This is a genomic window from Paenibacillus sp. FSL P2-0121 (genome assembly GCF_037975345.1).
GTDB classification, from domain to species: domain Bacteria; phylum Bacillota; class Bacilli; order Paenibacillales; family Paenibacillaceae; genus Paenibacillus_AQ; species Paenibacillus_AQ odorifer.
This window is the reverse complement of the sequence record NZ_CP150245.1, coordinates 5,443,213-5,458,603: the sequence shown is the minus strand read 5'-3', so window position 1 is coordinate 5,458,603 and position 15,391 is coordinate 5,443,213. Positions and strand designations below refer to the sequence as shown.

At 45.1% G+C, this 15,391-nt stretch carries 16 protein-coding genes; 13 read left to right on the top strand and 3 right to left on the bottom strand.

The features are described 5' to 3' along the window. Positions 1-62: 62 nt before the first annotated feature. The 3 genes from MKY54_RS24135 (at position 63) to MKY54_RS24125 (ending at position 2,806) form a co-directional block, all read left to right on the top strand. Positions 63-602, top strand: coding sequence for an RNA polymerase sigma factor (locus MKY54_RS24135; RefSeq protein WP_339188188.1), 540 nt, complete (start codon positions 63-65; stop codon positions 600-602). Beyond that, positions 599-1,717 (top strand): hypothetical protein, encoded by a 1,119-nt coding sequence (locus MKY54_RS24130; RefSeq protein WP_076278810.1) that lies wholly within the window; start codon positions 599-601, stop codon positions 1,715-1,717. The genes MKY54_RS24135 and MKY54_RS24130 overlap by 4 nt, the downstream gene beginning before the upstream one ends. A 72-nt stretch (positions 1,718-1,789) precedes the next feature. Next, on the top strand, positions 1,790-2,806 hold the full coding sequence (locus MKY54_RS24125; RefSeq protein WP_076179378.1) for a LacI family DNA-binding transcriptional regulator: 1,017 nt from the start codon (positions 1,790-1,792) through the stop codon (positions 2,804-2,806). A 377-nt stretch (positions 2,807-3,183) separates the two neighbouring features. On the opposite strand, the gene MKY54_RS24120 is transcribed toward MKY54_RS24125, so the two are convergent. After that, positions 3,184-3,363: a hypothetical protein gene (locus tag MKY54_RS24120; RefSeq protein ID WP_339188186.1), complete on the bottom strand. Its 180-nt coding sequence runs from the start codon at positions 3,361-3,363 to the stop codon at positions 3,184-3,186. Between the two features lie 3 nt (positions 3,364-3,366). Next, entirely contained in the window at positions 3,367-4,317 is a 951-nt protein-coding gene (locus MKY54_RS24115) for a sugar kinase (protein WP_076179379.1), read from the bottom strand. A 346-nt stretch (positions 4,318-4,663) separates the two neighbouring features. Between MKY54_RS24115 and MKY54_RS24110 the strand changes: the two genes are divergently transcribed. The 6 genes from MKY54_RS24110 (at position 4,664) to MKY54_RS24085 (ending at position 9,712) form a co-directional block, all read left to right on the top strand. Beyond that, positions 4,664-5,305, top strand: a complete 642-nt coding sequence (locus MKY54_RS24110) for a bifunctional 2-keto-4-hydroxyglutarate aldolase/2-keto-3-deoxy-6-phosphogluconate aldolase (RefSeq protein WP_339188183.1) — start codon at positions 4,664-4,666, stop codon at positions 5,303-5,305. Positions 5,306-5,543: 238 nt separating this feature from the next. Further along, positions 5,544-5,780 carry a hypothetical protein gene (locus tag MKY54_RS24105; RefSeq protein ID WP_038572950.1) on the top strand — a complete coding sequence of 79 codons (237 nt, stop codon included), beginning with the start codon at positions 5,544-5,546 and terminating at the stop codon, positions 5,778-5,780. Between the two features lie 308 nt (positions 5,781-6,088). Beyond that, positions 6,089-6,637 carry a sigma-70 family RNA polymerase sigma factor gene (locus tag MKY54_RS24100; RefSeq protein WP_036677530.1) on the top strand — a complete coding sequence of 183 codons (549 nt, stop codon included), beginning with the start codon at positions 6,089-6,091 and terminating at the stop codon, positions 6,635-6,637. Next, on the top strand, positions 6,634-7,890 hold the full coding sequence (locus MKY54_RS24095) for a zf-HC2 domain-containing protein (RefSeq protein ID WP_339188181.1): 1,257 nt from the start codon (positions 6,634-6,636) through the stop codon (positions 7,888-7,890). The genes MKY54_RS24100 and MKY54_RS24095 overlap by 4 nt, the downstream gene beginning before the upstream one ends. 276 nt (positions 7,891-8,166) lie before the next feature. After that, the gene (holA, locus tag MKY54_RS24090; protein ID WP_036677525.1) at positions 8,167-9,186 is read left to right on the top strand and encodes a DNA polymerase III subunit delta; all 1,020 of its coding nucleotides are present in this window, start codon (positions 8,167-8,169) and stop codon (positions 9,184-9,186) included. A gap of 37 nt (positions 9,187-9,223) precedes the next feature. Continuing rightward, a complete protein-coding gene (locus MKY54_RS24085; protein WP_076193273.1) occupies positions 9,224-9,712 on the top strand; it encodes a hypothetical protein in 489 nt (162 codons plus the stop codon). Between the two features lie 149 nt (positions 9,713-9,861). Here the strand turns inward: MKY54_RS24085 and rpsT are convergent, their stop codons facing one another. Further along, the gene (gene rpsT / locus MKY54_RS24080) at positions 9,862-10,134 is read right to left on the bottom strand and encodes a 30S ribosomal protein S20 (RefSeq protein WP_036677521.1); all 273 of its coding nucleotides are present in this window, start codon (positions 10,132-10,134) and stop codon (positions 9,862-9,864) included. Between the two features lie 240 nt (positions 10,135-10,374). Between rpsT and gpr the strand changes: the two genes are divergently transcribed. The 4 genes from gpr to lepA all read left to right on the top strand — a co-directional run bounded on the left by gpr (position 10,375) and on the right by lepA (position 15,346). Beyond that, positions 10,375-11,376 carry a GPR endopeptidase gene (gene gpr / locus MKY54_RS24075; RefSeq protein WP_036677518.1) on the top strand — a complete coding sequence of 334 codons (1,002 nt, stop codon included), beginning with the start codon at positions 10,375-10,377 and terminating at the stop codon, positions 11,374-11,376. Positions 11,377-11,532: 156 nt separating this feature from the next. After that, entirely contained in the window at positions 11,533-12,870 is a 1,338-nt protein-coding gene (locus tag MKY54_RS24070; RefSeq protein ID WP_076129693.1) for a stage II sporulation protein P, read from the top strand. 35 nt (positions 12,871-12,905) lie between these two features. Further along, positions 12,906-13,391, top strand: a complete 486-nt coding sequence (locus MKY54_RS24065; protein ID WP_339188179.1) for a hypothetical protein — start codon at positions 12,906-12,908, stop codon at positions 13,389-13,391. A gap of 140 nt (positions 13,392-13,531) precedes the next feature. Further along, positions 13,532-15,346 (top strand): translation elongation factor 4, encoded by a 1,815-nt coding sequence (gene lepA, locus MKY54_RS24060; RefSeq protein WP_036677511.1) that lies wholly within the window; start codon positions 13,532-13,534, stop codon positions 15,344-15,346. Positions 15,347-15,391 lie beyond the last annotated feature (45 nt).

The following is a 15,391-nucleotide window of genomic DNA, read 5'->3' as shown; positions in this document are numbered from 1 at the left end:
TTATTTTAGAGGGAACTTTTTCAAGTTTGGAAAGTCTTATTAGGCAAGAGGTGAGGCGAAACATGCTAAGCGAAGATATAACATATACAGCAGCGTATGCGCCCGCAATGAGTTTGCGGGAAATGATGGAGGCGTATGGCTCGGATGTGTGGAATTATGCTTTTTTCTTAACTAGAAGTCGAGAGCAGGCAAATGATATCAGCCAAGAAGTGTTTTTGAAGGCGTACAAGAATGTTGGGAAATACCGGGGGCAATCTTCGATGAAAACCTGGCTGCTTACGATTACCAGAAATACGGCCTTCAGTTGGAGCAAAAATAGCTTTTGGCGCAGATTCATAGCTTTGGGTGATCAACCTACTGCTGTTAATGCACCTTCTGCGGAAAAAGAAGCCCTTGGCAATCAGTATGCGAACCGGATCTGGGAAATTATTATGACCCTTCCAGAGAAGAACAGAGAGGTGCTTGTGCTAGATATTCAACATGGATTATCCATTGCCGAAATGTCAGATTTGCTGAATGTAGCACAAGGAACCGTGAAATCTCGGCTCGCGCGGGCGAGAGAGAAGGTTAAAGAGGCTATCCAGAAGGAGGAGAGGGAATGAAACGCAACGCCGATGATAGTAATCCAGTGATGATCGGGCAGACGGATTGGTATGCGCAAGCAGGCAAAAATCCTTTCATTGAAGATGGTTTTACGCCTGAGTTAATGATGCGGATCGAACAGGCTGCTGCGAATAAAAGTTCAGCTTACAAACGTTATTGGATAAATAAAAATGTGGTGTTGACCAGTCTGGCTACGATTTTGTTGATAGGTGCGCTTACCTTCCCTATGGGCATATGGAAAAACACAGGGCCAATCCATTCGTCATCCGTTCAGTCACAAGGCGCAGGCATACTGCCTTCTTCTAGTCCTGCAACTAATGATAAAGCGATAGAGCCTCCGACAAGTCCAGTAGAATTTGAGATTAGCGGTAAGAAATACTACATGCCTTTGCCAATGAACAGAGATAAGAGTAAAGCGTATGCCGTTGAGACAACAGCGGGAATCCTTTGGTCGCCGCCACCCCCGATGGTGGACTACAAGAAGCCAAAGTACACACATCCTACAGAACCGTTCACTCTTTACCTGAGCTCGAAGGACCAGACGGAATTATCGGCTTCTTCAGCTACTAGGATTTATACTTTACCTCTTTTTGCAGGAGGGGCAAGTACTTATCAATATTTGAGTGGATTTTTTGGAGCGGGCGATTACGCTCTGCTATTTACCTATACGAAGACTATAGGTTCAGGCATTATGGAGAATGGTAGATTTTTTATTCTAAATGTTAAAAAAGCAGCGACAGGAGAATCAGTGGTACCGAAAGAGCTTACGTCCTTTGATTGGGAGCTATTAGAATATAAGTCAATAATCGCAGTGGATAAGGAGCATGACCAGATCGTATTTAGTTACCTAGAATACCCGGTAGATAAGACATACCAAGACAAAACAGTGCTTTATGATATGGAGACCTTAAGCATTCAAACACCTGCATCGACCATTGGATTTAGAGACATTAATGGACAATCGTTAACCATGGAATATGAGATGAATGGAGAACTTTATAAAGCTGATATTCTTACGAAAGGTGGACCAGGGTGGTTAGATGAAGATTGGGCATTTTTATCAGAAGAGCGACAAAATGAGCTGTATCAGGAATTTTACAGTCAGACTCCCTAGTAGATAAATCACTAAATAAAAGCTATACTTTTTGATAAAGTATTTTCTTTTGAGAAGAGTGGAGCCGAAGCGATGAAGAAGTTAACGATTGATGATGTGGCTCAAAAAGCGGGAGTTTCGAAAAGTACGGTCTCCCAATTTTTGAACAAACGTTTTAAATATATGAGCGAAGCGACGAAAAACCGGATTGAGGCCGTAATTGAGGAGCTTAATTATCAGCCAAATGGTCTGGCACGCAGTCTGAAGCAGAACCGGACGCATATGGTCGGGATCATCGTAGCTAATATTGACTACACGCTGTCAATCCAATGTATCCGGGCGATTGAGAATGAGCTGCAGCATCACGGAATCCAAGTGATCATATGCAACGCAGATGAGAATGCGGAGAAAGAAAGCAAATATGTAGAAACCTTAATCGCTCGTCAGGTGGATGGGCTGATTATTTTTCCTACAGGGAATAACCCGTCTGCCTATAGCAAGCTGGTAGAGGCTGATTTCCCGCTAGTCTTTATGGATCGTCTAGTAGATGGAATCACCACGCAGAGTCTATTGCTGGATAATGAAATGGCGGCAAAGATAGGCGTAGGGCAGCTAATTCAGCAAGGCCATGAGCGGATTGCTCTGGTGTCCCTCCCAATTGGGGAGCATGCGATTACTCCTCGCAAAGAGCGGATTAGTGGCTACAAAAAAGCGATGGAAGAAGCGGGCATAACGCTGCGTGAGGAGTATATTTGCAGTGTATCCAAAGAGGAATTAGCTTCGGGGCTGGAACACTTATTAGCACTGCCGGAGCCGCCAACTGCACTGCTGGCTACGAACGACATCACACTAGCGGAAATTCTGAAATATGCGAATCGAAATGCCATCTCTATTCCAGAACAGTTGTCGGTCATCGGGATAGATGATGCGGAATTCGCGCAAATTTATAATCCGGTCATTACGACAATCCGTCAGCCTGCTTACGAGATGGGGATGCAGGCTGCCAAGATTATACTCTCTTGTATCGAGGATAAGGGAGCTTCTGTTCCAATTACATACCGTTTCCCGCCGACCTTGCAGCAAGGGCAGTCGGTGAAGTCTTACAAATAAGTTTGAACTATAAAAAGGGGAGTGCCCAGCAGCTATTTCTTAGCTTGTTGGGCACTCCCCCTTTTATTGGACCTAACTTTATCTAAACACTAAACTTGGGTTTGATTGGGTAATATTCTCGCGTAGGAAGTCACTATCGGACTCAGCTGACCTTATATGCAGTATAATCCCATATTTGGAGTACTATCGGACCCCATCGCAGCTATCGGCATGGAAAACATGCTAAATGCCCTTTTTCATAAGGAATAGTGTCACTGGAGTCCGAAACTACGCCGCAAAGGTAAAAAAATTGCAAATAGCGTCTTTTGGGTCCGAAAGCCCTGAGGTAAGTGATTACACTGCTGAAGTATAGCAATAGCAATAGCAATAGCAAAAGCTTAGCATAGCAAAGCCAAAGCCAAAGCCAAAGCCAAAGCCAAAGCCAAAGCCAAAGCCAAAGCCAAAGCCAAAGCCAAAGCCAAAGGCATAGCATAGCCATAGCAGCCAATTAGCGACCCAAAAAGCAGAGCAGCGCTCCCCCAATAACAGGAGAATCGCTGCTCTGTGTCTTTTTGCAATTATTAGACTTCTTGTTGCATAAACTTCGCAAGTTCCTCACGGGTGGGAAGTCCGTCCATATCGCCTGGCGACATGACGGCTAACGCACCGATCGCATTGCCGCGTTTGACGGCCTCAGCAATCGGAAGCTTTTCCAGCATCGCACTGATTACGCCAACCGCAAATCCATCACCTGCACCCACCGTATCAACAACCTGCTCCACCTTGAATCCGTCCACGTAACCTTCCCCAGCAGAGGATTTATAGTAAGCGCCTTCAGGGCCAAGCTTGATGACGACTAAGCTTACGCCACGCTCCAGGTAATAGTCTGCAATCTCTTCGGGTGTGCTCAGTCCGGTAAGGATTTTACCTTCACCGAGTCCCGGCAGGAACCAGTCGCAGCGTGTAGCCAGATCATTGATGGTACTCACCATTGTTTCTGTATCCGGCCATAAGCTGGGACGCAGATTAGGATCCAGAGAGATCGTCTTTCCTTTACTCTTCATAAATTCCATAGCGTGAATAGAAAATTCATGACAGCTCTTGGACAAAGCGGCGGAGATACTTGTAACATGCAGATGTCCTGCGGAGTTGAAGTAAGCCTCGTCGAAATCCTCCAGACTAAGCGTGGAGGCCGCGGAGTTTTTGCGGAAGTATTCGACCTTTGGATCGCCGGTAACCACTTTCGATTTGATAAGCATACCTGTTGAATACTCTTTAGTAAAAGTAATATTGTCCGTATTAATGTTCTCGTTCTTCATCGCCTGTGCAATGAATGTGCCAAAGTTATCTTCGCCAAGCTTCGTAACATAACCTGTAGGATGATTCAAACGCGACAAGCCTGTAGCCACGTTGCTTTCTGCACCTGCTAATGCTTTGGAGAACGAAAATACTTCATGCAGAGGACCGGCCTCATTCGCATAAAACATCGCCATCGGCTCCCCGAAAGTGACGGCATCCAGCTGTTTACTCATTTTTAGTTCCTCCTAGGGTAATGATTTTATCCCAGTATAATGATTTGTAATTTGAAATTATCACATAAATCGGTTTTGTACAATAAAAGAATAATTGTTAACCAAAAAACTTTTTTCGTAAAAAGAAAATAATGTTTCCATAAACCCTTGTTTTATAAAGGTTTTTCTTAGATTTTATTACTTATTTGCACCTGATGTAATAAAAATGTATTGACTGTTAATCGTATTGTTATTACTATTTCCTTATAGAACAAAACGCAATAATTAGTAAATTTAATAAAAAAGTTTATCTAAAAAAGTATTTCCTGTTTATCTATGATCGTACCAAGAGAAAGGGAGTCTACTGATGAAGAAAATGAAAGTATTGCAGAATGTGGCATCCGTCGGGGTTGTAGCGGTTATTCGAGCAGATAGTGCTGAGGAAGCTTTTAAGATGTCCGTTGCTTGTATAGAAGGCGGTCTAAATAATATTGAGGTAACTTTTACTACACCAGACGCGGATGTGGCGATTAAGAGATTGGTTGCTGAGTACGGAGGTCGTGCGGTGATTGGCGCCGGAACTGTCTTGGACCCCTTAACAGCTAGAATAGCCATTCTTGCAGGTTCAGAGTTTGTGGTTAGTCCCTCTTTTGAAGTGGAGACAGCTAAGATGTGTAATCTTTATGGCATTCCCTATATGCCTGGTTGCATGACATTAAATGAAATGAAGGAAGCGCTGAAGTACGGCGTGGATGTGCTTAAATTGTTCCCTGGCAGTGCTTTCGGGCCGGATTATGTAAAAGCGGTTAAAGGTCCTATGCCACATGTAAATATTATGCCGACCGGTGGCGTGGATTTGAACAATATGGAGAAGTGGATTGCAAACGGCTGCATGGCTGTGGGCATTGGGGGGAATTTGACTGCACCGGCGAAGAATGGCCGATACGATCAGATTACTGATCTTGCTGCCCAATATGTGGCGAAGTTTAAAGAGATAAAAGGGATTTAATGTATAGTTTGAACGGAGATTGAAATCCTGATTTGCGTTTTTATTTATAGGCTGTGTGGCTGACAGACGTTGGCCATGCAGCCTTTTTATGTTGATTTTCTTTGAGCTGTCAATATTCCTTTTATTCTATGCTTTTTAGAAAGTATAGAATCGGGATAAAGATAATAAACTATATAATAGAAGAGTAGTGATACATGGACTGAACGTCAGGATTTATTATCCAGCCGGGAGTGAGTATATGCCTGCTTATAATGATAAAAAGCTGTATCAAGCAGCGGATGAAGATGATGCTGAGTACGTAGAAATTGAGTCGGCATTCCATGGTTGTAAGGTGACGGAAGGGCAGATCTACAGATTAGAGCGCAATTACAATAACCCTCAATTATTTGAGAATGGAGAAGCCTATGTGGTGGATGATGAGACTAGGGAAAACTACGCGGTCTTCATGCTCTGCAAAATTGCGCTCTATAAATAGAGTTTCTTGCTCGATACCGGAGGGTAATATTTAAGACAGACGGCTTCATTTCCGACAAGGGGATAGGCCGTTTCTTTTGATGTCATTTTTGTTACTAAGATAGTGAAAAAGAGTATTTGAATGATTGTTGTTTCCCCTGTATGCTTAGTAGGAATTATTGGCTGTGCAATGCGGGATAGCGCGTTGTAACGGCTGGCTTAACATGACGTTCTAAGAAAAGTTTGGTATTCTAAAAATATTAATTACACGGTTGCAACAAATTCGCAGTCTTGCGCGTCAGTAAGATTGCATAGAGAGGGGGAACCTTCGTGGTGGAGCAGGGACTCATCAGAGCCGCTCAAGCGGGCGATCGCGACGCTCTAATCACCCTATTGCGAGAAATTGAAGGACATGTATATAAAACGGCCTTCTACATTTTGCATAATGAACAAGATGCGCTAGATGCATCTCAGGAAGCCTTGATCCGGGTTTATACAAAAATCGGCTCATATGAGGAGAAGGCCCAGTTCAAAACGTGGGTTCAGCGAATCGTCACTAACATTTGCATTGATAAATTCAGAAGAACTAAACCTACAGTTTCTATTGATGAACATGAAATGGTGTTTCAGGATAAACACAATGTGGAACGTGAGGTTCTATCCTCTTATTTAGCTGAGGATATACGCGAAGCGATTGATCAATTGCCCGAGCATCATCGGACAGTCATCGTCCTGCGCTATTTACAGGATTTTTCTTACAACGAGATTGCAGATTGTCTGGATTTGCCCTTGAATACAGTGAAATCATACTTATTTCGGGCTAGACAGCAACTGCAGAATAGACTTCAGGAGTACCAGAAAGGTGGTGTATCGGGATGAAATGCGCGGAGGTGATGGAATGGATGCACCGCTATTTAGACAAAGATTTGAGTCAAGATGAGATTGTTGAGATGTTCCGTCATATCGATAATTGTCCTTCCTGCGCGGAAGTCTTTGAGCGCCTGACACTTCTCTCCAATGAATTGGAGCAGTTGCCAGACGTGAAACCCCCGTTTAGTCTGGTTGACTCTATTTTACCTCAGCTTGCAGAATTGGATCGAAGCAGTCGTGAACAGAGTGTTGTGAGATCTGAGGAGCCGGTTGTTGTCCCATTTTCACGTGAAAGCTCCCGCGGTAAACCTTCCAAGGGAACCTCTATAGCAACACGGACAGGCATTGGAGCTATTGCAGCTGCCGTTCTATTAGGGATCGCAATATTTAATATGCCCGATAAAATGCCTGGGGCAGAAGTAGAACAAAGGATGCAGGATAGTGCTAAAACAGCCAGCGATGATACTAAGGATACAGCAATGGAATCACAAGCTTCTATTACTGCTAACTCTGATGGAGCTTCACCTGCCGCTGGTGGAGAGAACGAGGGCGCTGCGCAGTATAAGACGGATGTACCGGAGATGAACGAAGATAACGCCGCTTTAGATAGAGCGACGGGACCAGTGGACCCTACCTCGATGCCAAGTGCACCGGCGGATGCAGCTGATGCAGGAGCTGGAGCTGGAGGGCGTTCGATCACCGAACCGCCTCAAAGCGCAGATCCTAAGCCTACAGAGAAAATTGTTTCGCCAAAGCAGGATATCGCCACGAAATCTCATAATTCAGATTCTAGCAACGCCAGTAGCAATCAGCTAAAGGTGAATAATAAGGAGCAAACTGCTGATATGAATTCAGACAGCGCAGCTGATTCTGCTCCGCTGATGGAGGATTCTTTAAAGATTCCTTATGACTATGGACGGGAAGTTATGAGCTTAAGCAGTTCTGAAGATCCTAATGTGCAGACCTGGACTTCTCCTGATGGTCAGTATGCTATAGAATTTGTTGGGCTGCAGCTTGTGATTTATAAGAAGTCGCCAGAGGGCTCAGCGGAAGAACGGTTAGCCGTAAACTCTTATCCGCTGGAAGGAAATTGGATTTCTGGTGAATGGTCTGCGGACAGCTCGAAGTTTACGTACGTGACTGAAAAAGATGGTGTGAATGTAACCAAGGTGTACACTGTACAGGAAGCAGCTTCTTCAAGTCCGGCTGCATCCCCTGGGGCGACACCAACGAACACTCCAACCTCATCTTCAACAAATTAAAGTGGGGTTGGAACTTTTTTCGAAGTTTCTGAATATACTATATCAACAGGACAGGAACTAGAAAGTATAGGTTTTGCAGAACATCGGTATGACCGCCGGATGTGGAGTTTCTAGAGCTTCGCACTCCGTCGTTTATATAGATGCGCCGCTTAAACGGAGAGGCTTTGGCCATGGCTGCCAGAGTTTCTCCGTTTTTGCATGCATTTTTGTAGTTTTTTTTGCTACAATAGAACTCTGGACAAAATGGGCTAGATGAATGGAAAAGGAAGTGGCGGGATGGATGCCAAAACGGCGATAAAAGAAATCAAACAAGGGAAGATCTCACCGTTATATGTTTTATATGGCAGTGAGAAATTTCGAATGAATGAATTCACGGCACTGCTGGAAGAACAGCTGATTGCTAAAGAGGATCGTGATTTCGCAGTTATTCCCTTTGATCTCTCTGAGACGCCGGTGCAGGCTGTGGTAGAAGAAGCTGAGACTGTGCCATTTATGGTAGAACGTAAATTATTGCTGGTGCGGGATGCCTCGTTATTTACAGCGGGCAAAGAAAATGCCAAACTGGAGCATCGTATAGATCTTTTAAGTGACTATTTGCAGCATCCTGTAGACTTCAGTGTAATCGTCTTTATGGTGAATAATGATAAGCTGGATGAGCGTAAAAAAATTGTGAAGACTGTCAAATCAGTGGGCACAGTATTAGCCTTTAATCCGCTGGGAGCAGAAGAGCTGCTGCGCTGGGTGGAAAAAGGAATTCGTGAGCGGGGTTGTGTAATGGCACCTGGCACGGCAGAAATTCTTATAACGAATGCAGGCACAGGCTTGCAAGGTTTATCTGCAGAGATGGACAAGCTTTGTTTATTTGCTGGTAAGGGCGGCACAGTGGATGCGGGGGCCGTAGAGAGTCTGGTACACCGTGGTACAGAACAAAATGTGTTTACGCTTGTTGAGGATATCGCTAATCTGCGTCTTGATAAGGCGCTTGATACCTTATATGAGCTGCTGAAGCAGCGTGAGGAACCGATCAAGATCGCAGCGTTGGTTGCGCGGCAGTTCCGCATTATTTTGCAGGTTAAGGATTTATCAGCACATAGTTATTCGCAGGGACAGATTGCGTCACAGATCGGATTGCATCCATATGCGGTTAAGCTTGCTGGGGAGCAGGCCCATAAGTTCTCCAGTGAACGATTGCGGCAAATCTTAAGTGCATTGGCGGATCTGGATTATAAAATGAAAACAGGGGCTATAGACAAAGTGCTAGGGCTGGAGCTGTTCATGCTGCGTTTAGGTGTCTGAGCTAAGAAGGGGAAAAAGTATTGGAGATGATCTGACTATGAAAAGAATATTTCAATATTCGGCACTGCTGTTACTCGTTCTATTAATTAGTTCCTGTGGCAAAACGGATACTAATTCACCGTCAGGTTCAGCTTCTGAGTCGCCTGCGAATACGAATACCTCTGCAGATGCACCTTCTTATTTTGGGGAATGGAGTGTACAAGGTCTAGTAGGTTCTACACCTGTCTCGGCAGCGGAGGATGAAAAGCTTATTGGCATGCGGGTAACTTATTCGCAAGAAAAGGCATCTTTTGATAAAGATGAAATTATGAACCCTGAATATAAAGAAGAGAGCATTACAAAGGATGACTTTTTTAACGAATACAGAAATGAATTAAGCGACCTTGGCATCGAGACGGAATCGGTTAAGACGGTGTCTATAAATAATTGGACGAATCCCGGCAGCAGTTTTATTGTTAAAGACGATCAAACGATGATTTTTTTATGGGATGGTAACTATTATGAAATGAAAAAAGAGAATAAATAAATGAAAGAAGACCGCCTCTCTGAGGGGGTCTTCTTTCATTTAATAAACATCTCTTAAACACTACTTATTATTAATTAATAGACACAAAAAAACCTAACCGTATGAAGCATAGCGGTCAGGTTCTTCAATTGCTCATTATGAATGTCGTCTTAGGCTTGAGCCGTAAGAGCGTTCAATTTCTTCGCCAAGCGGGATTTTTTGCGGGCAGCCGCATTTTTATGAACCAGACCTTTACTTACGGCCTTGTCCAGCTTTTTGGAAGCAGCTAGGAAAGCAGCTTGAGCAGTTTCTACTTCCGTACCAGTCAGAGCTACATCAGCAGTTTTCACAGCTGTACGAAGCGCGGATTTTTGGGAAGCATTCAGTGCACGGCGTTTTTCGTTCGTGTTTACGCGTTTAACCGCGGATTTAATATTTGGCATTGCATTCACCTCCTGTAAGACATTCGAAATCATTATCAAATGATTCACAACTTAAAATAGTTTAGCATGACCGGTAGCAAAAAGCAATACTTAAAGCTTTCAAATTAAACCTCCGTATCCTGCATAAACATTGGCTTTCTCTCGCACACTATCGACAAAAGAGCATAGGCAGAAGCTTGCCAAATGAGGATGAACTCATGGAAGTGTATGCTTACAAAACTTTTAGGAGGCTGGTACACAATGGAACCGGATCTGCAGCTATATTCTGTGCGCACCGATTTGGCATTAGAGGCAAAGGAAATGGCTCAAGGCCCACAACGAACGCCGATCCCTGGTGTGAACGAAGAAGTGGAAGAGTCTGATGGGATTAAAGTGACCCGTCTTGGTGTAGCTAATGCTGCCGGATCACAGGCAATAGGACGCGCAATTGGTAACTATGTAACCCTTGAGGTACCCGCTCTGCGTGGCGGAGATACAGGCTTGCAGCAAAAGGTGGCAGAAGTTTTTGCCCGCGAATTTGAGGACTTTTTGATCAGAATTGGGATTGGCAAGGATGCATCTGTGTTGATTGTTGGTCTTGGTAACTGGAATGTTACACCGGATTCACTGGGTCCGTTGGTGGTGGAGAACTCACTCATTACGCGGCAGTTCTATGAGCTGGTTCCGGATCAGATCTCCCCTGGTTATCGTAAGGTGAGCGCTATTGCTCCTGGAGTGCTTGGGCTGACTGGGATTGAGTCGAGTGAAGTCGTGCAGGGAATCGTGGATCGGACGAAACCTGAGCTTATTATTGCCATAGATGCGTTGGCATCCCGGTCACTGGAGCGTATCAATACGACGATTCAAATTGCCGACATTGGGATCCATCCCGGTTCGGGGATTGGCAACAAGCGACGTGGATTAACCCAAGAAATTCTGGGTGTTCCTTGTATCGCAATCGGAGTGCCCACTGTCTGCTATGCCTCAACTATTGTAAATAATGTGCTGGAGATGATGAAAAATCACTTCGGGCAAGGAGCAAACCATACGAAGGAAATCATGGGGATGCTGGACGATATCTCTGAGCAGGAACGCTTGTCATTAGTGAAGGAAGTGCTTGAACCTCTGGGGCACGATTTGATTGTCACTCCCAAGGAAATCGATGAATTTATTGAAGGGATCGCGAATATTGTGGCCAGTGGTCTGAATGCGGCTTTACATGATGCGGTTGATCCTGAGAATGTTGGCGCGTATACCCACTAACTGAATTATGGTTTGTTTAGCCCGGCGGGATGCTGAATTAAGGTATCCTGTACGGGCTTTATGTCTATTCTCTCATTTTCGGTTCTAGTATTGCTCTTGCGCTCATAGATTTGGAGTATAAGAGATTACAGAGGGCTGGAGGAGGACATAACTACAATGAATAAAAAATGGTTTCAGCTTTGGAACATCGGCCGTTTAAGGGGAAAAATGCTGGATGTTTTATCGCTGGGGAGAACGATGCTGCTGTTGGCCGGAGGTTCGCTAGTATTTTTTATGCTGCTTGGAGCCGGTGGATTGGCCGGGCAGAAGCTTAGCTCTTCACCCATTCCTTCAATGAAGGGGCTTGCCGCCTCCCTGTCCAGTGGTTTTTTCATGGAGCTGCTGGGGATGGAGGTGCCGCATTTACCGCAGGGTAAAGAGCCATCCGCTTTTTCAGGTGAAAAGGTAACTTCTTTCGTATTTCAGTTGCTGACCAGCGTGAATCCAGGCGACCCTAAGAGTCTAGTCTCTCGTGAAGTGCCGGGGATGGCGGCGGATGATCCATTTCTTTTGCGGAAAGGTTCAGGTGGATCTACAGGAGCACCAGTGGATTATCATCCTGGGACTGATGAACTGGCTGAGGGTGGTGAAGATGCAGAAACTTCTGTTCCGGACGAAGGGGACAAGCATGGAGATACTACAACACAGCAGCCTGAAGCGACGGTTGCACCATCCCCTGAACCATCAGCGGAGGAAGGGACGGATAAGAGTGATCCCCAAAGCGGCACAGACAGCACTAAGGATACCTCGATCAAACGGATTCTAATCTATCATTCACATCCTAGAGAGGCCTACAACCCTCTGTTAGGGGCAGCAAATGAAAATCCCAGCTCCGGAGTTTCAACTAAAAATGTAATGCTGGTAGGATCATATATTACGAAAAGACTGGAACAGCTCGGGATTGGTACGGTTCATGCCAAAGAAGATTTTCCAACCAAAATCACCGACTATAACTGGAACTTTTCCTATAAATATTCCCGGATCTTGGTTAAATCAGCACTCAGCGCAAATGAGGAAATGGATAGTTTTATCGACATTCACCGCGATTCGCAGCGTCATAGCAAAACAACAGCTGTTATTGACGGGAAAAGCTACGCACAGGTCTATTTTATTATTGGACATGCAAATAAAGACTGGAAGAAGAACGAAGAGTTTGCCAATAAGATTCATCAACAGCTTGAAAAGAATTACCCGGGAATATCTCGTGGGATATGGGGAAAAGCTGCGGGTAAAGGCAACAACGGAGAGTACAATCAGACCCTGTCTCCCAATAGTGTTTTGATTGAAGTGGGCGGAATTGATAACTCGGCTGAGGAATTAAAGCGTACGGCTGATATTTTGGCGGATGCTATCGCTGATGTTTACTGGAGCAGTCATGACGCTGAGAAGGTGAACGCACCTGAAAAAGTGGCGAATCCCACTACAACACCAAAGAAATCAAACGGAGCTTCTTAAAATAAATTACCAAGGATTAAAAAGGAGTGGTGTACATGTCGCGTTTCGGAAAAAAACTGGTTATGGTCGGGATTTGGGCAGGGATTGGCATCCTCTTAGGGATGCAGTTCGGCGGAAGCGGTGGTTCAACAGTCTCTAAGATTCTGCCCGGCTGGAATGCCAGCCCGACTACACCCACCAGTCAAGTAACAGGCATGCAGCCACAGCCACAACTGCAAAAGAATGGTGTGAAACAGGGTGGGCAGACTTATGTATATGTGCCAATGGTGATCGATCCTGTCACAGGTGCTTATACGGCCGTCTCTCCTTTGCCTCAAAATAGCAATACAACGCCAGCCGCAGATCCTCCTCAACAAGTTGTGGATGATTATAGTACGAAATCTCCGGAGCAAATTCTAATTCCTGAGGAGCAAAAGCCTACAGTCGATGTTCTGGCAGATAAGACGGCAGGTCTCTTGCAGCAGGCTTCCCAGAAGGGAATCCGCTGGGTAGTTTCATTGTTCGCTTCGGCAGAAAATTAACAGCAAATTTAGAAGAAACGGTTATTTCACGGGATCGTGTATAGCTGTTTCTTTTGTTTTGGGCCAGCGCGGGATTGATGGAGTAAGCTTGTACTGTTATAATAAGTGGATTAATATCAGGCTGTCTGTGGGGGTAAGGAATGACTGACGTTCAGAAAAGACAACAACAAATTCGCAATTTCTCGATTATTGCACATATAGACCATGGTAAATCGACACTAGCTGACCGCATTTTGGAATACACGGGGGCACTAACCACGCGTGAAATGCAGGAACAGGTACTCGATCAGATGGATCTGGAGCGCGAACGTGGTATCACAATAAAGCTGCAAGCCGTGCGTTTAACCTATCGTGCAGACGATGGTGTAGAGTATTATCTCAACTTGATTGATACACCGGGGCACGTCGATTTCACCTATGAAGTTTCCCGCAGTCTTGCAGCATGTGAAGGTGCACTGCTGGTTGTGGATGCGGCTCAAGGAATTGAAGCACAGACACTGGCCAATGTGTATTTAGCACTGGATAACAACTTGGAAATCCTACCTGTGCTCAACAAAATTGATTTGCCAAACGCTGACCCTGACCGGGTAAAGCAGGAGATCGAGGATGTTATCGGGCTGGATACCAGCGAAGCGGTTATGGCATCTGCCAAAGCCGGTATCGGAATCAAGGAAATTCTGGAGCAGGTGGTGAAGCAGGTTCCTGCGCCATCCGGTAATTCAGAAGAGCCGCTTAAAGCATTGATCTTTGACTCTCACTACGATCCTTACAAAGGCGTTATCGTCTATGTGCGCGTAATGGACGGGAAGATCCGTGCGGGTTCGAAGATTAAGATGATGGCAACTGAGAAGACCTTCGAGGTCATTGAAGTTGGCGCATTTATGCCGCGTATGACCATTGTCGATGAATTGAACATCGGTGATGTTGGCTTTATCGTAGCTGGGATCAAGCATGTTGGAGATACCCGTGTCGGTGATACTGTCACTGACGCAAAGAATCCTACTGCTGAGCCGCTTCCAGGTTACCGTAAGATCAACCCGATGGTCTATTGCGGGTTGTATCCGATTGAGACCTCCGATTATAACGATCTTCGTGAGGCGCTGGAGAAGCTCCAGCTGAATGATGCTTCGCTAAGCTTTGAGCCGGAAAGTTCAAGCGCGCTTGGATTTGGTTTCCGTTGCGGTTTCCTTGGACTCTTGCATATGGAGATCATTCAAGAGCGGATTGAGCGCGAGTTCAATTTGCCGCTAATCACAACAGCGCCGAGTGTTATTTACCGAATTATGCTGACCAATGGCGAAATGATCCAAATCGACAACCCGTCACATTATCCGGAGATCGGTACGATTGACTACATTGAAGAGCCGTATGTTAAAGCAGCGATCATTGTGCCTAACGACTTCGTGGGTACTGTAATGGAACTGTGCCAGAACAAACGCGGCGAGTTCGTAAATATGGAATATCTAGATACTAATCGTGTAACGATTACGTACGAGATTCCGCTGTCAGAGATCGTTTATGATTTCTTTGATCAGTTGAAATCCGGTACGAAAGGATATGCTTCTTACGACTATGAAATTTGCGGATACCGTCGTTCGAATCTGGTCAAGATGGATATCTTGCTTAACAATGAGCAGGTCGATGCCTTGTCCTTTATCGTTCACCGCGATCGTGCCTACAACCGCGGACGTATCATTTGTGAGAAGCTGCGGGGGATTATCCCGCGTCAAATGTTCGAAGTGCCGATTCAAGCCTCTGTGGGTACGAAGGTGGTTGCGCGTGAAACCGTTAAGGCGATGCGCAAAAACGTACTTGCTAAATGTTACGGCGGCGATATTTCCCGTAAACGGAAGCTGCTGGAGAAGCAAAAAGAAGGTAAGAAACGCATGAAGCAAGTGGGTAGTGTAGAAGTACCACAAGAAGCGTTTATGGCAGTACTGAAGATCGATGAGTAGAAAATAGGTAGAGCCGGGAGAATATCCCGGCTCTATTTTTTTAAG

What these genes read in the sequence shown, in the direction of transcription:
- MKY54_RS24085 (WP_076193273.1), top strand. Translation starts at nt 9,224, where the DNA reads ATGAAAAGAATATTTCAATATTCGGCACTGCTGTTACTCGTTCTATTA.
- holA (WP_036677525.1), top strand. Translation starts at nt 8,167, where the DNA reads ATGGATGCCAAAACGGCGATAAAAGAAATCAAACAAGGGAAGATCTCA.
- gpr (WP_036677518.1), top strand. Translation starts at nt 10,375, where the DNA reads ATGGAACCGGATCTGCAGCTATATTCTGTGCGCACCGATTTGGCATTA.
- MKY54_RS24115 (WP_076179379.1), bottom strand. Translation starts at nt 4,317, where the DNA reads ATGAGTAAACAGCTGGATGCCGTCACTTTCGGGGAGCCGATGGCGATG.
- MKY54_RS24130 (WP_076278810.1), top strand. Translation starts at nt 599, where the DNA reads ATGAAACGCAACGCCGATGATAGTAATCCAGTGATGATCGGGCAGACG.
- MKY54_RS24065 (WP_339188179.1), top strand. Translation starts at nt 12,906, where the DNA reads ATGTCGCGTTTCGGAAAAAAACTGGTTATGGTCGGGATTTGGGCAGGG.
- lepA (WP_036677511.1), top strand. Translation starts at nt 13,532, where the DNA reads ATGACTGACGTTCAGAAAAGACAACAACAAATTCGCAATTTCTCGATT.
- rpsT (WP_036677521.1), bottom strand. Translation starts at nt 10,134, where the DNA reads ATGCCAAATATTAAATCCGCGGTTAAACGCGTAAACACGAACGAAAAA.
- MKY54_RS24135 (WP_339188188.1), top strand. Translation starts at nt 63, where the DNA reads ATGCTAAGCGAAGATATAACATATACAGCAGCGTATGCGCCCGCAATG.
- MKY54_RS24070 (WP_076129693.1), top strand. Translation starts at nt 11,533, where the DNA reads ATGAATAAAAAATGGTTTCAGCTTTGGAACATCGGCCGTTTAAGGGGA.
- MKY54_RS24095 (WP_339188181.1), top strand. Translation starts at nt 6,634, where the DNA reads ATGAAATGCGCGGAGGTGATGGAATGGATGCACCGCTATTTAGACAAA.
- MKY54_RS24105 (WP_038572950.1), top strand. Translation starts at nt 5,544, where the DNA reads ATGCCTGCTTATAATGATAAAAAGCTGTATCAAGCAGCGGATGAAGAT.
- MKY54_RS24125 (WP_076179378.1), top strand. Translation starts at nt 1,790, where the DNA reads ATGAAGAAGTTAACGATTGATGATGTGGCTCAAAAAGCGGGAGTTTCG.
- MKY54_RS24110 (WP_339188183.1), top strand. Translation starts at nt 4,664, where the DNA reads ATGAAGAAAATGAAAGTATTGCAGAATGTGGCATCCGTCGGGGTTGTA.